This is a genomic window from Rhizobium leguminosarum (assembly GCF_004123835.1).
Taxonomy (GTDB): domain Bacteria; phylum Pseudomonadota; class Alphaproteobacteria; order Rhizobiales; family Rhizobiaceae; genus Rhizobium; species Rhizobium leguminosarum_M.
The window spans coordinates 14,798-28,898 of record NZ_MZMU01000011.1 but is presented as its reverse complement, the minus strand read 5'-3'; the positions used below and the strand labels follow the sequence as shown (position 1 = coordinate 28,898).

General features: G+C 62.8%; 13 protein-coding genes. 4 read left to right on the top strand and 9 right to left on the bottom strand.

Features of this window, described 5'->3' with window-relative positions; genetic code table 11:
• The first annotated feature begins 229 nt into the window (after nt 1-229).
• From B5P46_RS15865 to B5P46_RS15850, 4 genes are all read left to right on the top strand, one after another.
• On the top strand, nt 230-1,213 hold the full coding sequence (locus tag B5P46_RS15865) for a tripartite tricarboxylate transporter substrate-binding protein (protein ID WP_129419490.1): 984 nt from the start codon (nt 230-232) through the stop codon (nt 1,211-1,213).
• A 213-nt stretch (nt 1,214-1,426) separates the two neighbouring features.
• Complete coding sequence (locus B5P46_RS15860; RefSeq protein ID WP_129419489.1) at nt 1,427-1,888, top strand: tripartite tricarboxylate transporter TctB family protein; 462 nt, start codon at nt 1,427-1,429, stop codon at nt 1,886-1,888.
• Nucleotides 1,889-1,897: 9 nt separating this feature from the next.
• Entirely contained in the window at nt 1,898-3,403 is a 1,506-nt protein-coding gene (locus B5P46_RS15855; RefSeq protein ID WP_129419621.1) for a tripartite tricarboxylate transporter permease, read from the top strand.
• Between the two features lie 215 nt (nt 3,404-3,618).
• Nucleotides 3,619-4,788, top strand: coding sequence for a M20 aminoacylase family protein (locus tag B5P46_RS15850; RefSeq protein ID WP_129419488.1), 1,170 nt, complete (start codon nt 3,619-3,621; stop codon nt 4,786-4,788).
• A gap of 135 nt (nt 4,789-4,923) precedes the next feature.
• Here B5P46_RS15850 and B5P46_RS15845 read toward each other — a convergent pair whose 3' ends face one another.
• From B5P46_RS15845 to B5P46_RS15805, 9 genes are all read right to left on the bottom strand, one after another.
• Nucleotides 4,924-5,769, bottom strand: coding sequence for a metal ABC transporter permease (locus B5P46_RS15845; RefSeq protein WP_129419487.1), 846 nt, complete (start codon nt 5,767-5,769; stop codon nt 4,924-4,926).
• Nucleotides 5,766-6,626 carry an iron/manganese ABC transporter permease subunit SitC gene (sitC, locus tag B5P46_RS15840; protein ID WP_164986500.1) on the bottom strand — a complete coding sequence of 287 codons (861 nt, stop codon included), beginning with the start codon at nt 6,624-6,626 and terminating at the stop codon, nt 5,766-5,768. The genes B5P46_RS15845 and sitC overlap by 4 nt, the downstream gene beginning before the upstream one ends.
• The gene (locus B5P46_RS15835; RefSeq protein ID WP_129419486.1) at nt 6,623-7,528 is read right to left on the bottom strand and encodes a manganese/iron ABC transporter ATP-binding protein; all 906 of its coding nucleotides are present in this window, start codon (nt 7,526-7,528) and stop codon (nt 6,623-6,625) included. Before B5P46_RS15835 ends, sitC begins: the two co-directional genes overlap by 4 nt.
• Nucleotides 7,525-8,457 carry a metal ABC transporter substrate-binding protein gene (locus tag B5P46_RS15830; protein WP_129419485.1) on the bottom strand — a complete coding sequence of 311 codons (933 nt, stop codon included), beginning with the start codon at nt 8,455-8,457 and terminating at the stop codon, nt 7,525-7,527. The genes B5P46_RS15835 and B5P46_RS15830 overlap by 4 nt, the downstream gene beginning before the upstream one ends.
• A 298-nt stretch (nt 8,458-8,755) precedes the next feature.
• Nucleotides 8,756-10,543, bottom strand: a complete 1,788-nt coding sequence (locus tag B5P46_RS15825; protein WP_129419484.1) for an adenine deaminase — start codon at nt 10,541-10,543, stop codon at nt 8,756-8,758.
• Nucleotides 10,540-11,460 (bottom strand): nucleoside hydrolase, encoded by a 921-nt coding sequence (locus B5P46_RS15820; protein ID WP_129419483.1) that lies wholly within the window; start codon nt 11,458-11,460, stop codon nt 10,540-10,542. The genes B5P46_RS15825 and B5P46_RS15820 overlap by 4 nt, the downstream gene beginning before the upstream one ends.
• A 4-nt stretch (nt 11,461-11,464) precedes the next feature.
• Entirely contained in the window at nt 11,465-12,490 is a 1,026-nt protein-coding gene (locus B5P46_RS15815) for an ABC transporter ATP-binding protein (protein WP_129419482.1), read from the bottom strand.
• Nucleotides 12,483-13,262 carry an ABC transporter permease gene (locus tag B5P46_RS15810; protein WP_129419481.1) on the bottom strand — a complete coding sequence of 260 codons (780 nt, stop codon included), beginning with the start codon at nt 13,260-13,262 and terminating at the stop codon, nt 12,483-12,485. Before B5P46_RS15810 ends, B5P46_RS15815 begins: the two co-directional genes overlap by 8 nt.
• A complete protein-coding gene (locus B5P46_RS15805; RefSeq protein ID WP_129419480.1) occupies nt 13,259-14,086 on the bottom strand; it encodes an ABC transporter permease in 828 nt (275 codons plus the stop codon). The genes B5P46_RS15810 and B5P46_RS15805 overlap by 4 nt, the downstream gene beginning before the upstream one ends.
• Nucleotides 14,087-14,101: the final 15 nt, after the last annotated feature.

Sequence of the window (14,101 nt, the reverse complement as noted above, 5' to 3'; positions counted from 1 at the left end):
CCGGGTGCTGGGGCGGAGCTCCAATCTCGCGGTGCGATGGGTGGATTTCCACCCACCCTCAGAGCCGTTTGTTTCCAAATCGACCCATGCTGCATCGCACTGTCGCAAAATCGTCTTTCGAAAGCGGCTGCAATGATTGCGGGTCGATTTTTCCAGGCGGCAAATAGGTGATCCGAACCGGCGCGGAGGATGTGTCGGCGGGCTTGCTTATTTCATCAGGGAGGAAACGATGAAAATTCTGAAGGCCATGCTCGGCCTGACCGCGGCTGCCGCGGTCTCTCTTCTCGCCGGCGCCGCTTCGGCGCAGACCTATCCCGAGCGCACCATCACCATGGTCGTGCCCTTCGCGGCCGGCGGCCCGACGGATACCGTCGCGCGCCTGGTCGCCGAATCCATGTCGAAGGATCTCGGCCAGCAGATCGTCGTCGAAAATGTCGGCGGCGCCGGCGGCACGCTCGGCGCTGGCCGCGTGGCGAATGCCGATCCCGACGGTTACACCATCCTGCTGCACCATATCGGCATGGCGACCAGCGCGACGCTCTACCGCAAGCTCGCCTACGATACGCTCGGCGCCTTCGACTATGTCGGCCTCGTCACCGATGTGCCGATGACGATCGTCGCGCGCAAGGACATGGAGCCGGCCGACCTCAAGGGGCTGATTGATTACATTAAGGCGAACAAGGACAAGGTGACGGTCGCCAATGCCGGCATCGGTGCGGCTTCGCATCTCTGCGGCATGATGTTCATGAGCGCCATCCAGACGCCGCTGACGACCGTTCCCTACAAGGGGACCGGCCCTGCGATGACCGATCTGCTCGGCGGTCAGGTCGACGTCATGTGCGACCAGACGACCAACACGACGAAGCAGATCCAAGGCGGCACGATCAAGGCCTATGCCGTGACCTCGCCCAAGCGCCTCGAGGTGATGAAGGACATTCCGACGGCCGTCGAAGCAGGTCTGCCGGGGTTTGAAGTCGGCATCTGGCACGGCATCTATACGCCGAAGGGGACGCCGGCTGAGATCAACGAACGCCTGTCGAAGTCGCTGCAGGTGGCGCTGAAGGATCCGAATGTCGGCGCCCGCTTCGCCGAGCTCGGCACGGCGCCATCCTCCGACGCCGATGCGACGCCGGCTGCGCTGAAGGCCAAGCTCGAAAGCGAGATCGCCCGCTGGAAAACGGTGATCGAGGCCGCTGGCGAATATGCCGACTGAGGATTATCCTCGTCAGGACATGCCGGATGAGCCCCTCACCCTGACCCTCTCCCCGTGAACGGGGAGAGGGGACTTGCGTCGCTCAACGGCGGCAAGAGGGCGAAGGGCTTGCAGCTATTTCCCTTCTCCCCGCATGCGGTGAGAAGGTGCCGGCAAGCGGATGAGGGCAATCGCAGCAGCAGTGCGTCACGAACCATCTCCCCAGGAGACACCATGAAATCCATCAGTTTCGATACCACCAATGCGATCTGCGGCGCGCTTTTCGTCGCGACCGGCGCTTTCTTCGCCATCCAGTCGCTGGGGCTCGACCTCGGCACGGCAGTGCGCATGGGCCCTGGTTATTTCCCGCTGGTGCTTGCCGCCGTGCTCGTGCTTCTCGGGGCGATCATCTTCATTCAGGCGCTGCGGGTCGAGGGCGAGCCGATCGACCCGTTTGCCTGGCGCGGCATGCTCTTCATCCTGCCGGCACCGGTATTCTTCGGGTTGACGGTGCGCGGTCTCGGATTTGCACCGTCACTGTTCCTCACCGCCTTGATCGCCTGCTTCGCATCGCAAAAGATGAACGTGTTTTTCGCGATCATCCTGTCGTTGCTGCTGACGATCTTTTCGGTTGCGGTCTTCAGCTACGGGCTCGGTCTGCCGTTCGAGCGCTTCGGCCCCTGGGTCCGGTTCTAGGAGACGATGATGGATCTTTTCAGCAATCTCGCGCTCGGCTTTGCAACAGCCGGCACTCCGGAAAACCTGCTCTTCTGCCTGCTCGGCGTGCTGCTCGGCACGCTGATCGGCGTGCTGCCCGGCATCGGCGCCACGGCGACGATCGCCATGCTCTTGCCGATCACCTTCCAGCTCGAACCGGTTTCCTCGCTGATCATGCTCGCCGGCATCTATTACGGCGCGCAGTACGGCGGCTCGACGACGGCGATCCTGATCAACATGCCGGGCGAATCCTCCTCGGCCGTGACCGCGATCGACGGCTACCAGATGGCCCGCAAGGGCCGGGCCGGCGCAGCGCTTGCGATCGCGGCACTGGGTTCGTTCTTCGCCGGCACGGTCTCGACTTTCCTCGTCGCGATCTTCGCACCGCCGCTGACCGCAATCGCGCTGCAATTCGGCTCGGCGGAATATTTCTCGCTGATGATCGTCGGCCTCGTCTCCTCGATCGCGCTCGCGCATGGCTCGGTCGTCAAGGCGCTGGCCATGGTGGCGCTCGGTCTGCTGCTCGGCCTCGTCGGCACCGACATCTACACCGGCACGCCACGCTTCACGCTCGGCATCCGTGAATATGCGGACGGGCTGAACTTCGTGGCGCTTGCCGTCGGCGTGTTCGGGGTGGCGGAAATCCTGCGCAATCTCGAGGGCGAGTCGACACGCACGGTGCTGATGGCCAAGGTCACCGGCCTTTTGCCGTCCCGCCAGGAATTCAAGGAGATGATTGCGCCGGTCATTCGCGGCACGGCAATCGGCTCGGCGCTCGGCATCCTGCCGGGTGGTGGCGCCATTCTCGCTGCTTTTGCCTCCTACACGGTAGAAAAGCGGATGTCGAAAACGCCGGAGGAATTCGGCAAGGGTGCGATCGCCGGCGTTGCGGGACCGGAATCGGCGAACAATGCCGGCGCGCAGACCTCGTTCATTCCGCTCTTGACGCTCGGCATTCCGGCCAATCCCGTCATGGCGCTGATGGTTGGGGCGATGATTATCCAGGGCATCGTACCCGGTCCGAACGTCGCTACCGAGCAGCCGGCGCTGTTCTGGGGCATCATCGCCTCGATGTGGATCGGCAACCTGATGCTGGTCATCCTCAACCTGCCGCTGATCGGGCTCTGGGTGAAGCTCCTGACCGTGCCTTACTACGTGCTCTTCCCCATCATCATGGCCTTCTGCTCGATCGGGGTCTACAGCGTCAACGCCAACGTCTACGATCTCTATGCCGTCGCCTTCTTCGGGCTCATCGGCTATGTGCTGGCGAAGCTTCGCTGTGAGCCGGCGCCACTTCTGCTCGGCTTCGTGCTCGGGCCATTGCTCGAAGAAAACCTCCGGCGTGCCATGATCCTGTCGCGCGGCGATCCGACCACCTTCGTTACGCGGCCGATCAGTGCCATTCTTCTGGCCATTGCGGTCGCCGTCCTCATTGTCGTCTTCCTGCCGAGCGTCAAGAAGAAGCGTGAGGAGGTGTTCGTCGAGGAGGGCTAGAGCATGATGCCGAAAAGTGTAAGCGGTTTTCGGACGACATCATGCTCTAACTATATAATGTAGAACAGGATTCAGATTTTAGGCCGGCCTAAAATCATCCTGTTCTGGGGGTTGAACTTACTGTCTGGTTGATGAACAAGAGATAATCTGACGCGGGCGCCGGTTGGGCGCCCGTTTCGCTTGACAGGATATCCAGGCCCCAGGAGCATTGCGCGATGAGCATTCCCGCCCGGATCAAGGACGATCTGCCGTTTCTGACCTCCCTGCGCCGCGACCTGCACGCCCATCCCGAACTCGGTTTCGAGGAGGAGCGTACCGCCGGCATCGTCGCGAGGCTTCTAGAAGAAGCTGGCATCACGGTGCATCGCGGCCTCGGCGGCACCGGCGTGGTCGGCACGCTGCAGCTCGGCAATGGCACGCGCAGGATCGGGCTGCGGGCCGACATGGACGCGCTCGCCATGCCTGAAATGGCGGAGCGGCCCTATAAATCGACCGCGCCCGGAAAAATGCATGCCTGCGGCCATGACGGTCATACTGCGATGCTGCTCGGCGCCGCGCGGCATCTTGCGGCAACGCAGGATTTTTCCGGCACGGTGCATTTCATCTTCCAGCCGGCCGAAGAAGGGCGAGGCGGAGCAAGGCGCATGGTCGAGGAGGGGCTGTTCAAGCTTTTCCCCTGCGATGCCGTCTATGGGCTGCATAACATGCCTGGGCTTGCGGTCGATGAGATCGGCGTGGTCGAGGGGCCGCAGCTTGCCTCCTCCGACAGCTGGCGCATGACTTTCCGTGGGACCGGCACGCACGGCGCCAAGCCGCATCTCGGCCGCGATCCGATCACGGCGGCCGGGACCTTCCTGTCGTCGCTGCAGACGATCGTCGGACGGGTGGTCGATCCGCTGCAGCCTGCCGTCGTCAGCGCCTGTTTCCTGCAGGCGGGCGACTCGAAGGCGCTGAACGTCATTCCGGATATCGTGGAGATCGGTGGGACGGCGCGGGCCTATTCACCCGATGTGCGCGACCAGTTGGAGACCGAGATCGGACGATTGGCGCATGGCACTGCGACTATGTACGGCATTGCTGTGGACTATGCATTCGAACGGCGGATTCCGCCTGTCATCAATGACGCGGATGCGACCGCACGGGCGCTCACGGCCGCCGGCTCGGTCTTCGGCGGAAAGGTGCAGACAAGCTTTCCGCCGTCGACGGCAGGCGACGATTTCGCCTTCTTCGCCCAGAACGCGCCGGGCTGCTATGTTTGGCTCGGCAACGGTCCCGCGGTGGACGGGGCGCTGCATCACAACACGGCCTATGATTTCAACGATGAAGCGCTTGGATATGGGGCGGCCTATTGGGTGGCATTGGTCGAGCGAGAATTGAAGGTTTGATTATCTGCTGCCTAATTGCCCAAGCCGGAATCGATTTTAGGAATTAGGCCGCAATTGAAAGCGACCGTTGCGCGCCTCGCTGCATTCTGCGTTGGTCAACAACTGCCCTCCGTACAGCGACTTCTTCAATATCCATCAGTCCATCGGCGATTCCTCAACCCGGGCCGTCCCTCGCGTGGCATGGATGAAGGCGAGCACGAAGCCGATCGCCAGCACAAGCACGATGGTCGGCGCCGGCGCGCTGTCGATGAAGAAGGACAGGTAGACGCCGACAAAAGAGCCGATCACCGCAATGGCGATGGAGAGGAGCAGCATCGTGCTGAACTTGCGGGTGAGCAGGAAGGCGATGGCTCCCGGCGCAATCAGCATGGCGATCGAAAGGATGATGCCCACCGCCTGCAAGGCACCGACGATCGTCAGCGAGATGAGGGCGAGAAGGCCGTAATGCAGCAGGTTGATCCTGAGGCCCACCGCTCTCGCCTGGGCGGGGTCGAAGGCGTGCAGCAGGAAGTCCTTCCACTTCACACCAAGAATGACAGCCGTGATCGCGGCAATGACGGCCGATTGCCCGATGTCGTGCCAGGAGACACCGAGCATGTCGCCGAACAGGATGTGGTCGAGATGCACGTCGGACTGGATCTTGACATAAAGGACCAGGCCAAGCCCGAACATGCCGGAGAAGACGATGCCCATCACCGTATCCTGTTTGATACGGCTGTTATCTTTCAGGAAACCGGTGGCGATAGCGCAAAACATGCCGGCCACGAAGGCGCCGACGGCGAAGGGTATGCCGACGATATAGGCGATGACCACGCCGGGAAAGACGGCGTGGCTGATGGCGTCTCCCATCAGAGACCAGCCCTTCAGAACCAGGAAGCAGGACAATAGCGCCATCGGGATCGCGACTAGCACCGAGATCACCAGCGCGTTGACCATGAAGCCGAACTGGAAAGGCGAAAGAAGTGTGTCGACCATGTTCATGGCGCTGCCTCCAGCGCCTGCGCGGCGCGTCTGCGTGCCGCCAGCATGCCGTGTTTGGGTGCGAAGAAGAACGCGATCAGGAAGATTGCCGTCTGCAGCACGACGATGATGCCGCCTGTCGCGCCATCGAGGAAGTAACTCGCATAGGCGCCGACGAAACTGGTCATCGATCCAATGATGACGGCGATCACAAGCAGCCGCGGGAAGCGGTCGGTCAGCAGATAGGCGGTCGCGCCGGGCGTCACCACCATGCAGATGACGAGGAATGCACCGACGGTCTGCAGCGCCGCGACGGTGGAGGCGGACAGCAGCGTGAAGAAAATGACCTTGAGAGCGGTCGGATTGAGACCGATCGATCGGGCATGGCTCTCGTCGAAGAAGGTGACCATCAGGTCCTTCCATTTGACAAGCAGGACAGCGAGCGACACGAAGCCGATGATGGCGAGTTGCAGCGTATCCTCCGGGGTGATGGCGAGAATGTTGCCGAGCACGATCGTCTGGATGTTGACCGCCATAGGCTGGAGCGAAACCATGAACAGGCCCAGCCCGAAGAAAGAGGAGAAGATCAGGCCGATGATGGCATCTTCCTTCAGCTTGGTGCGCTGGTTGAGGAAAAGCATCGCTGCGGCAGCGAGCCCTCCGGAAAAGAAGGCTCCGATCGAAAAAGGAAGTCCGAGCATATAGGCGCCGGCAACGCCGGGAACGATCGCGTGCGAGAGCGCGTCGCCGATCAGCGACCAGCCTTTCAGCATCAGATAACACGAGAGGAAAGCGCAGACGCCGCCGACAAGGGCGGACACCCACATGGCATTGAGCATGTATTCATAGGTGAAGGGCTGCAGGAGCTCGGCTATCATTCCCGGCCCCCATTGCCACTATCGGGGCCCCGGGCAGTCGCTTTGCCACCCTGCAGAATCAAGGGGCGCTCATCATCGGTTATGACGCCGATCGACGTTGGCCTGCCGTTCTGCGCTCCGCTCAACACGAAATGACGCAGCACGCCGCCAAAGGTCTTTTCCAGATTTTCCTGCGTAAAAGTCTCGACGGTCGGGCCGTAGGCGAGCACCGTGCCCTTGATCAGGATGGTCCGGTCGCAGAATTCCGGCACGGAGCCGAGATTGTGGGTGGAGACCAGCATGACGCGGCCTTCATCCCGCAGTTCGCGCAGGAGCTTGATGATCTGGTCCTCAGTCTTTACGTCGACGCCGGTAAAGGGTTCATCGAGCAGAATGACCCGGCCGTCCTGCGCCAGTGCTCGCGCCAAAAAGACCCGCTTCCTCTGGCCGCCGGAAAGTTCGCCGATCTGGCGCTTGCGGGCCTCGCTCATGGCGACGCGGGCGAGCGCGGCCGCCACTGCCTCGTGGTCCGCGGCCTTCGGGATGCGCATCATGCCCATGTGGCCGTAGCGACCCATCATCACGACATCCTCGACCAGCACCGGGAAATTCCAGTCGACTTCTTCCGATTGCGGCACATAAGCGACAAGGTTCTTGCGCAACGCCTCTTCGACCGGCATGCCAAGCACGCGAATGTGGCCCCTGGCGAGACGCACGAAACCCATGATCGACTTGAAGAGTGTCGACTTGCCGGAACCGTTGACACCGACCAGCGCGGCGATCGTGCCCGTGGGGATCTGGAAACTCGCGTCCCTCAGGCCCGTATGTCCGTTGCGGTAAGTGACGGTCGCATCCTTTACCGTGATCCCCGATCCCGCATCCGAGGATGCGGGACGGACAAGATTACCAAGCAGCACGGTCATTGCGACAACCCATCGGCAAGACCCTTCGCGACGGTATCGGAGGTCACGCGCAGAAGATCGATATAGGTTGGCACGGGGCCGTCGGCTTCGCTCAGCGAGTCGACATAGAGGACACCGCCATAATGCGCGCCGGTTTCGCGCGCCACCTGCCGGGCCGGTTTATCGGAAACGGTGCTTTCGCTGAAGACGGTTGGAATCTGGTTTTCCTTGACCGCATCTATCACCTTGCGGACCTGCTGGGGCGTGCCCTGTTGGTCGGCGTTGATTGGCCAGAGATAGAGTTCCTTCAGCCCGAAATCGCGTGCGAGATAGGAAAAGGCGCCCTCGCTGGAAACCAGCCAACGCTTGTCCTCGGGAATTTTTTCGAGGGTGGCGCGGATCGGCGTGATCGTCGCTTCGATCTTCTGCTTGTAGGCCTCGGCGTTAGCCTTGTAGGTCTCCGCATTCGCCGGATCATACTTTGCGAAAGCATCACGGATATTGTCGACGTAAATCAGGGCGTTCTTCGGCGACATCCAGGCGTGGGGATTGGGCTTGCCTTCGTAGGGGCCTTCCGAGATGCCCATCGGTTCGATGCCATCGGAGACGACGGCACCGGGGACGTCGTGCAGGTTCTGGAAGAACTTTTCGAACCAGCGCTCCAGATTGAGCCCGTTCCAGAGAATGAGCTGTGCACCTTGTGCTCGCTGGATGTCACCCGGCGTCGGCGCATAGTTGTGGATCTCCGCGCCCGGCTTGGTGATCGATTCCACGATCGCGGCATCACCGGCCACGTTTTTTGCCATGTCGGCAATCACCGTGAAGGTTGTCACCACCTTGAACTTCGAATTGCTTGTCTGTTGGGCAGCGGCGGGAAAGGCAGCCAGCACGGCTGCGAATGCCACCCCTATCAGTCCGGCCAAAACCGACCGTCTTTCCCTATAGAGCATATGTTTCTCCTCTTGCTGCTATTACGACCGAATTGCAAAAGCCGGAACAAGTTGCGATTCAGAATGATTTGCAAAAAATGCTTGACGACCCTTGCTTTGAATATTGTGCAATTAAGAATGAATTGCAACAATGATCCGAACCGGAGGCCGAAAAATGATGACAGCAGGGCCCGAGGGGCTGGCTGCGGTCAACCTCAAACAACGCATACCGGGATTTGCCGTAACGGCGCCTGCTTCGACCAGTTAGGCATTGAGGAGCACACGGCACGCCTTCTGGCGGAGCTGCGCTTTCCTCGATCTACCAAACAGCCAGTACCGGGCTTTCCAGCACCTTGCCCGTCACCACATCGGCAATCCCCCGATCAGTCTGATGCGGGCCGACATTGCAGGCGAGCGTTGCGCCGAAGCAGGCCTTGAAGACCCGATAGGGCGGCTTCCACGTGACGATCTTTTCCATCGCCTTGCGGATGCCGGCGAAGGCCAGGGCCGTGTCCTTCAGCGATGCATCCGTGACCAGACCGGAGAGCGGTAGCGGCAGCATCGCCTCGATCCTACCGTCTTTGGCGACCGCCATGCCGCCGCCGGCGGCGATGACGGCGTTGGCGGCGAGCGCCATGTCGCCCGCATTGCCGCCGAAGACGGTGAGGTTGTGGCTGTCATGCGAAACGGTGGTACAGAAGGCGCCGCGCCAATCACCCCAGCCGGTGAGGAAGCCGATGCGCGGGATGCCGTCGGTCTTGCCGTGGCGATGGACGACGGAAATCATGGCGCTGCCGGCCGGCGGCACGATAAAACCATCCCTGACCTCGGTTTCGGCCTCGCCCCATTGCGTGAAGCGCGGGCGGTCGATGGTGGCGACGCGGACGCGCTCGCCCTTCGCCGGGATGCGAAAATCATTCTCGGTCAGCGGCGGCAGCTTCACCGAATTGACAAGCGGCGCCGTATCGATCTGCTGGACGGCAACCTGCATGCTGCCGTTGCGGGCAACGATGCGGCCGGCTGATATGACGAGCCGTGCCCGGAATTCTGTGAGGTCTTCGAAGAGCACGATGTCGGCGCGGCGGCCGGCGGCGAGGAGGCCGAGATCGGAACGCTTCAGACGTTGTGCGGCGTTGAAGGTTGCGGCACGGATGGCCCATTCCGGCTTCATGCCGTAGCGCACCAGGCGTCTGATGACGTCGTCGAGGCCGCCGCCTTCCTGGAGTTCGTCAGGAAAGACGTCGTCGGTGCAGAGCGTGACGGTCGGGGGCAAGTGGCCGAGACCGTTCAGCACCTCGACGAACTCCTGCAGCAGATGGTCGTGAGAGCCGCGCAGCTCGATCGTCAGGCCGGCGGAAAGCTTGGCGAGGAGATCGGCGCCGGAGGTAAGTTCGTGGTCGGAGGTGATGCCCGATGCCATGAAGGCGTTGAGATCGGCGCCTTCGAGGCCGCGGGCATGGCCGCAGACGAGCTTGCCGGCGGCAAGGCCGGCATTGACGATGGCCGTCATGCGCGGATCGCCGTCGATGACGCCGCGCATATTCATCACTTCGGCGACGCCGCCGACGGCGGAGGAGTGCAGCATCTCGGTGACGACCGCGGCATCGAAATCGGCGCCGGCAAGTTCCAGGCCTGGTGCGGAGGGCACGCAGGAGGGCGCGAGAAGGATCATACGCAGCGGCAGGCCGCGCGCCGCCTCGATCGCCCAGCGCACGCCGTCGAGCCCATGGACGTTGCCGAATTCATGCGGATCCCAGACGATCGTTGTCACGCCGCGTGGCAAGACGGCGCTCGCATATTCGGCGGGTGTCACCATCGAACTTTCGATATGCATGTGCGTGTCGATCAGGCCGGGCGTCAGGATACTGCCCGCCGCATCGATAATCTCGACGGCATCCGCGCGGCTTGCCGGGGCATGGACGCTTGATATCAGTGCGCCGACAAGGCCGATATCGGCTTGCCGGATCAGGCCCGTCACCGTATCGAGCAGCTGGCCGCCGGTGATCAGTATGTCGAAGGGGGCGTCGCCGCGCGCAGCAGTGACGGCGCGGGCGCGCAAAGCGGGATCGTTGAGATCGGCGGGTTCTTGGCGAGCGGTGGCGTTCATTTGCGGGCCTCGTTGACCAGGGCAGCGAGAATGATGACACGCGCCATGTCGGCATCGATGTCGGCGGCGAATTGAGCATTGAAACTCGCATGCGTGGCGCGGGTCTCGACGACGGTGCGGCCACGGGTCAAGGCGCCATGCAGCTCGACGTCGATGCGGGCAGGGCGGAAGCTGACGATATCTGGAGCGACGAAGGCGACGGCGGCGGAAGGATCGTAGAGTGCCATGGCCGGGCGGCCGCGGCTGGTACCGATGCGGATATAACCCGAAAACATATCGGCGATCAGCTCGGCGTTGGCGCCGCCGGCATTGCGCACCGGCTCGGCGTCTTCGGGCCTGGCCAGCACCCTGCGGCAAAGGTCGAGATCGACCATGCGCAGCGGCAGGCCATGGGCGATGACGATCGAGAGGGCCTCGGGATCGGCGAGCGCGTTGAACTCGGCGGAGGCCGTATGGTTGCCGCTGGTGACGCCGCCGCCCATCCAGACGAGTTCGGTGATGCGGGCGGCAAGGTCCGGCCGGGCAAGCGCCACGGCGGCGATGTTGGTGAGCGGCCCAAGCGCCAGGATGCGGTGCTGGCCTTTGCGCTCCAGCCAGCGGCAGAGTGCTGCGAAGGCATCGTTTTCGGCAAGGGCAGCCGCCTGCGGCAGGCTCCTGCCGATGGTCGGGATGCCGGTTTCGCCGAGGATCGCCTGAGCGGTTTCGAGCTTGCCGAGCACGGGCATGGCGCGGCCGGTGTGGATGGGGAACGTCCAGCCGAAGGCGCGGGCGGCGCCGGCGGCGTTTATCCTCACCTGCGGCAGCGGCGTATTGCCGAAGACCAGCGATACACCGTCGATCTCGAGTTCCGACTGTCCCACCACCAGAATGGCGGCGATGTCGTCGAAGCCCATGTCCGTGTCGATCCAGACGCCCATGATTTCACCCGAACCGTTTGAGGCTTGCCGCGCCGGCAACCGGTAGATCGAAGGCGAGCGGGCTGCCGATCTCGTGCGGCGGCATGCCCGCATCGATCTCGGCCTTGATCGGGCCGAGCGGAGTGTCGAGCAGGTATTCGCGGGTATTGCCGGCGAAAGACGTGCCGCGCACGGTGCCCTGGAAAGCACCGGAGCCAAGGGTCACCATGCGCGGACGCCATGCGAGGCCCGCTGCGGCTTCCGGCGCCGGGCCGGAAAGTCCGACCGGCCCGTTTGGCGTCGCGAGCTTTCCATCCTTCAGCGCGAAGACATTCTCGAAGCCGACGAAATCGGCGACGAAGGCCGAGGCCGGATTGTTGTAGATCTCCTCCGGCGTGCCGATCTGTTCGATGCCGCCGTTCAGCATCACGACGATGCGGTCGGCGAGCGCCAGGGCCTCGACCTGGTCGTGGGTGACGAAGATCATGGTGATGCCGGTCTCTTTCTGCACGCGCTGCAATTCGGCGCGCATTTCAAGGCGAAGGCGGGCATCGAGATTGGAGAGCGGCTCGTCGAGCAACAGCACCTTCGGCTCCATCACCATCGAGCGAGCGAGCGCCACGCGTTGCTGCTGGCCGCCGGAGAGTTCGGCGGGCTTGCGGCCGGCGAAAGCCGACAGGCCGACCGATTTCAGGCCGGCGCCGACGCGGGCGTCGAGAGCCGCACCTGAAATACGCTTGAGACGCAAGCCGAAGGCGACGTTCTCATAGACCGTCAGATGCGGGAAGAGGGCGTAGGACTGGAAAACGAGGCCGACAGTACGTTTGTTGGCGGAGACGCGGGTGATATCGGCGCCGTCGAGGCGAATGCGGCCAGCGGCGGGCGTCAGCAGGCCGGCGATGGCGCGCATCGTCGTCGTCTTGCCGCAGCCGGAGGGGCCGAGAAGCGCCACCAGCTCACCTTTGCCGATCGCGAGGTCGAGGTCCCGCACCGCGACCGTGTCGCCATAGGCAAGTGTCAGCTTGTCGAGTTGAAGATAGGCATCAGACATAACGCGAGAATCCCAGGAAGCGTTCGGCGAGAAAGACGATGCCGATCGAGAGAAAGGCGAGAAGGGCGGAGAGCGCCGCGATGGAAGGATCGTAGGTGGTTTCCATGTAACCCAGCATGTCGATCGGCAGCGTGCGGACGCCGGGACCGGACAGGAACAGCGAGACGGGCACCTGATTGAAGCTGGTGACGAAACCGAGGATGAAGGCGGCAAGGATGCCGCCGCGGATATTCGGCATCACCACGCGGAAGAAGGCGCCGAGCCGCGAGGAGCCGAGCAGGACGGCCGCTTCCTCGATATCCGAACGTAGATTGTCGAGGCTCGCCGAGACGACGCGCACGGCATAGGGCAGCACCAGGGCCGTATGGGCGAAGAAGAGCGCGAGCGTGATGTTGAAGCCGAAGGGCACGACGAGATAACGCAGCAGCGCCAAGCCGACGATGATGCCGGGAACGATGATCGGCAGCGAGACGATGGTGCGGACGGTCTCGGCCGCGGGCAGCTTGTAGCGGGAGAGGGCGTAGGCGGCCGGAATGCCGAAGAGGAGGGCTGCGAGCGTTCCGAAGACGGCGAGGAACATCGACATGGCGAAGCTGTCGCGGAAACTCTCGATGGTGAACACCTTCATCACCCAACGCAGCGACAGGCCCTGCGGCGGGAAGGCCAGCGTATCGCCCGCCGATAGCGAAGCGGCGATGATGATCAGGAACGGGCCGATCAGGAAGACCAGCAGCAGGAAAAGCACGAGAGGCGAAAACAGACGCAGCGTCATCGGCGGTTCCTCGCCGTCGCAAGGCGTTTCAGCAGAATGTTGGCGGCAAAGCTCATGACGATCAGGATGAAGGCGATGACGCTTGCCGAAACGAAATCATTGGCGACGGAAACCTGCTGGTACATCAGCGTTTCCAGCATCAGCACCTTGGAGCCACCAAGCACGGCGGGGGTGATATAGGCGGTCAGCGATCCGGTGAAGACAAGCGTGCCGCCGACGACGAGGCCTTCTCTGGTGAGCGGCAGGATGACTTTCCAGAAGACCTGGAACCAGTTGGCGCCGAGCACGCGAGCAGCCGGGATCGCATCCTTCGGCATGTTTTCGAGCGCGCTGATCAGCGATAGGATCATCAGCGGCAGGAAGAGCTGCAGGAGGCCGATGAAGACGGCGGTCTCGGTGAACAGCAGCCGAAGCGGCTCGGCGCTGAGACCCAGGCCTGTTATCGCCTGGTTGACGATGCCGGTGCGGCCGAGAATGACGATCCAGGCATAGGTGCGCGCCACCGGAGAGATCATCAGCGGCAGGGTCACGAGGCCGATCATCCGGCCCTTGCCATTCGCCGGCAGGTTGACGATGGCAAAGGCTGCGGCATAACCGATGACCGCGGAAACGGCGGTGACTTCGAGGCCGAGCCGGAACGTGCGCAGGAAAACAGTGCGGTTCAACGTCCCGGAGAAGAAATCGGCATAGGCCGACAGGCTCCAGCTGCTGCCGGCGCGAAAGCCCTCCGACAAGAGGATCGCAACGGGCAACAGAAAGACCAGGGTCGCAAAGACGGCTGCCGGCAAGGCAAGCGCCAGGGCTTCTGCGCGGTTCTGGAACATGAGGCGCCTTTCGTG

What these genes read in the sequence shown, in the direction of transcription:
- B5P46_RS15825 (WP_129419484.1), bottom strand. Translation starts at nt 10,543, where the DNA reads ATGAACGCCACCGCTCGCCAAGAACCCGCCGATCTCAACGATCCCGCT.
- B5P46_RS15845 (WP_129419487.1), bottom strand. Translation starts at nt 5,769, where the DNA reads ATGAACATGGTCGACACACTTCTTTCGCCTTTCCAGTTCGGCTTCATG.
- B5P46_RS15850 (WP_129419488.1), top strand. Translation starts at nt 3,619, where the DNA reads ATGAGCATTCCCGCCCGGATCAAGGACGATCTGCCGTTTCTGACCTCC.
- B5P46_RS15805 (WP_129419480.1), bottom strand. Translation starts at nt 14,086, where the DNA reads ATGTTCCAGAACCGCGCAGAAGCCCTGGCGCTTGCCTTGCCGGCAGCC.
- B5P46_RS15855 (WP_129419621.1), top strand. Translation starts at nt 1,898, where the DNA reads ATGGATCTTTTCAGCAATCTCGCGCTCGGCTTTGCAACAGCCGGCACT.
- B5P46_RS15820 (WP_129419483.1), bottom strand. Translation starts at nt 11,460, where the DNA reads ATGGGCGTCTGGATCGACACGGACATGGGCTTCGACGACATCGCCGCC.
- B5P46_RS15810 (WP_129419481.1), bottom strand. Translation starts at nt 13,262, where the DNA reads ATGACGCTGCGTCTGTTTTCGCCTCTCGTGCTTTTCCTGCTGCTGGTC.
- B5P46_RS15860 (WP_129419489.1), top strand. Translation starts at nt 1,427, where the DNA reads ATGAAATCCATCAGTTTCGATACCACCAATGCGATCTGCGGCGCGCTT.
- sitC (WP_164986500.1), bottom strand. Translation starts at nt 6,626, where the DNA reads ATGATAGCCGAGCTCCTGCAGCCCTTCACCTATGAATACATGCTCAAT.
- B5P46_RS15865 (WP_129419490.1), top strand. Translation starts at nt 230, where the DNA reads ATGAAAATTCTGAAGGCCATGCTCGGCCTGACCGCGGCTGCCGCGGTC.
- B5P46_RS15815 (WP_129419482.1), bottom strand. Translation starts at nt 12,490, where the DNA reads ATGTCTGATGCCTATCTTCAACTCGACAAGCTGACACTTGCCTATGGC.
- B5P46_RS15830 (WP_129419485.1), bottom strand. Translation starts at nt 8,457, where the DNA reads ATGCTCTATAGGGAAAGACGGTCGGTTTTGGCCGGACTGATAGGGGTG.
- B5P46_RS15835 (WP_129419486.1), bottom strand. Translation starts at nt 7,528, where the DNA reads ATGACCGTGCTGCTTGGTAATCTTGTCCGTCCCGCATCCTCGGATGCG.